The 2,743-nt window shown below is 38.1% G+C and carries 2 protein-coding genes; one reads left to right on the plus strand and one right to left on the minus strand.

Annotated features, from left to right (window positions below):
• Window positions 1-63: 63 nt before the first annotated feature.
• The gene (gene fdxB / locus VB711_RS13835) at window positions 64-357 is read right to left on the minus strand and encodes a ferredoxin III, nif-specific (RefSeq protein ID WP_323286659.1); all 294 of its coding nucleotides are present in this window, start codon (window positions 355-357) and stop codon (window positions 64-66) included.
• A gap of 761 nt (window positions 358-1,118) precedes the next feature.
• Here fdxB and VB711_RS13840 point away from each other — a divergent pair.
• Window positions 1,119-2,705: a helix-turn-helix domain-containing protein gene (locus VB711_RS13840; protein ID WP_323286695.1), complete on the plus strand. Its 1,587-nt coding sequence runs from the start codon at window positions 1,119-1,121 to the stop codon at window positions 2,703-2,705.
• Window positions 2,706-2,743: the final 38 nt, after the last annotated feature.

Consider the following 2,743-nt stretch of genomic DNA (forward strand, 5'->3'; position numbering starts at 1 on the left):
CATCCTGATTCAGACAAAAATAGAGTATTCCCCTCTAATTAAAATATACTAAAAGCTCAATTTCTAGTTATCCACAGTTGTATGAGAATAACAATTCTTAGGACAAATCCGAGAACAAGCCTCACAACCAATACAGTTATCTGCATTCATAACAGCCATTACCTTGCGTTCAATTTCTTCATCATCTTCATCTTCCACAAATTCACCTTCTTCATTCAAAGCCTTCAAACCTAGAACATTGTGACCACATACCTTCATACATCTGCCACAACCAATACATTTATCCTTGTCAATTTCTTGAGCAAATTTAGGAGTCCAAGTTTTACCACCAAAAGTTAAACCGGTTAGTGTCGCCATAAATAAATCCTCAGCAAATTCGCCTACAAATTAGTTTGTACTTTAATCCTAATCCTAGCCTAATCCTTTTTAGTTTTAATGATCAAAATTAACTTTTTTATCAACTTTTGATGACTTGCTAGATAATATTAATTTCTTTTCTCCTCCCAACTGTATTTAATGATATTTATTACTTATAAACCATTTGAGATTCAAAATTCAGATCAAGCTCAAATCCCCAAGTTATCTAAGAAGCCGGGGATCTTGTTGTTCAAAATATTTTCTCAATAGATTTGTCTAAGTTAATAGAAAATTTAATCAATTAATCATTAGGCTTCTCAGGATTGATAATACAAATTCTGTAGAAATTGACATATTCTAGTAGTAAATTTTGCATACATAGCCAAAAAATCATATTTTTAACAACTAAAATAGATGTTCAATAAAAACATTTTGAATAAACTTTTGCAGTTCAAAATAAACAATTATAAGAATAAAAATTGAATTGGATATTAAGAAATATATCCAAGCTCATTATGAACAAACTTATTCAAATCTTTATGAAAAGTATAGTTAATGAAGAAGTAATGAAGCCTTAAAATCCAGAGCTAAAACAACTTCAAATTCGAGACAAACACCGAATACAAGTGTGGGGAATTAGTGAGGAGAGAAAAGCCTTTTCTTGTCATGGAGATAATTTGGTAGCAAGTTATGAATCAAGAGGAGACATCAAGGGTAGACATGAGCCGAACATCTCAACAATTAGAGTAGGAAGAAGAGTTATGGCTTATACAATTCCTAACAATAATTGCGAGGGATGTGACAAATGCCGCCCCCAATGTCCTACGGGTGCCATCAAAATAGAAGATGATGAATATTGGATTGATCCTGCACTTTGTAACAATTGTGAAGGTTATTACCCAGAACCCCAATGTGTCATAGTCTGTCCGACAAATTCTCCCATACCCTTGCAAGCGAAAAAAGGGAGATGTAAAATCGAACCGCGAGAAGCTACCAGTCCAGATTTGTTTTCCAATGGCAAGAATCACCCTTATGCTTCAGCAATAGTTATCTGGGAAGCTTGCAATGTACTGACACAAAGGACATCCTTACGGTGGGAAAAAGATCAAGCGGGTTATTTACAATATAGCCGACAAGTTAATCAAGGTCGAGGAGCGATCGCTTTTCACCTCCAAGACCCATTTCAACTTACTAACCCGGCCACAAACCTACAAACAGTAGAAAACCTAGACATCAGAGCAGCAGCTATCAACTTAATTTTTGCTGCCCATGTCACAGCCTTAGACCAACCCTGGGAACAAGAATTTACCATTGATGAACGACAAATTGACAAATACTTAGGCTTAGAAAAGCGGAAAGACCTCAGCAAAGCCGCAAAACTAGCCCTAATCAAAAACATCGTTCAGCAAGCTTGTTCACTACTTGTTTCCATAGACTGGCCTCAACAAGGATTAGTTCCAGGATTTTCCACCACCCAAACTCGGCTGTGGAACTTAACAGATATTCAGCATCACTTTCAAGAAGATGATCTAGGATGTAAATATCTCATTGGCTTGACATTTACAATTAAAGCCGGAATTTGGGCAAAACATTTCCTCAACAAACAAGCCTGTAAAGAGCGTAGCGGATTCTATCAGTACGGTAGTTTACCCAAAACCCTCTTAACTACAATCATGAGTATTTGGCAGCAACACGAAGGAGCCGTTAGACTGATGCTCTGGTTGCTGTTTAAAACCAAAATGGGTAAAGAACAACGCATCACCGTTCCTACCCTTATGCGGGTTGCTTACGGTGAAGAAAAAATTACCGCTGCCACCAAACATCGAGAAGACCGTAAACGTCTCTTGCGAACCTATGAAAACGACTTAGAAGTTCTTAACCATTACGGAGTGAAACCACTATTTGATCCAATTACCTATCCCCTAGAAATTCAACCATTATGGGCAAAATTAGTTGATATTCCCGAAGATCCAGATGAAGCCTTAGAATTTTGGATTAATGACGGGGGTGGTGCTAACCGCCTCACAGACACCGCACCCCGTGGTAAATGGAATTTGCTCATGAACGCGCGAATTTTATCCTTTGAACTTCCTCCAGAGTGGGGACAGCAAAGTTCAGAAGCCGATAAAAAACAACGTCGCACCGCAAAAACCAAAAGAAATCCCAAAAGTACAGCCGATTTACCCGGTGAGCAAATTTTGCAAGCACGGAAAAATCTCAATCTTTCTCAACGAGAACTAGCAAAGCTGACAGGTAAAAGCCAAAGCTGGATTCGTGATGTCGAAAATGGTCGCCTAAAAGTCAAGCCAGAAGATCAAGCACTCCTCAAACAGGTGCTAAATATGTAGGGTTTGCGGAAAAAGTCCTTTCGTTAGGGCTAGGAGTC

Source organism: Cronbergia sp. UHCC 0137, assembly GCF_034932285.1.
Classification (GTDB): domain Bacteria; phylum Cyanobacteriota; class Cyanobacteriia; order Cyanobacteriales; family Nostocaceae; genus Cronbergia.

Bases quoted from the DNA above. Each gene is read 5' to 3' on its own strand.
- fdxB (WP_323286659.1), bottom strand. From the start codon at position 357: ATGGCGACACTAACCGGTTTAACTTTTGGTGGTAAAACTTGGACTCCT.
- VB711_RS13840 (WP_323286695.1), top strand. From the start codon at position 1,119: ATGGCTTATACAATTCCTAACAATAATTGCGAGGGATGTGACAAATGC.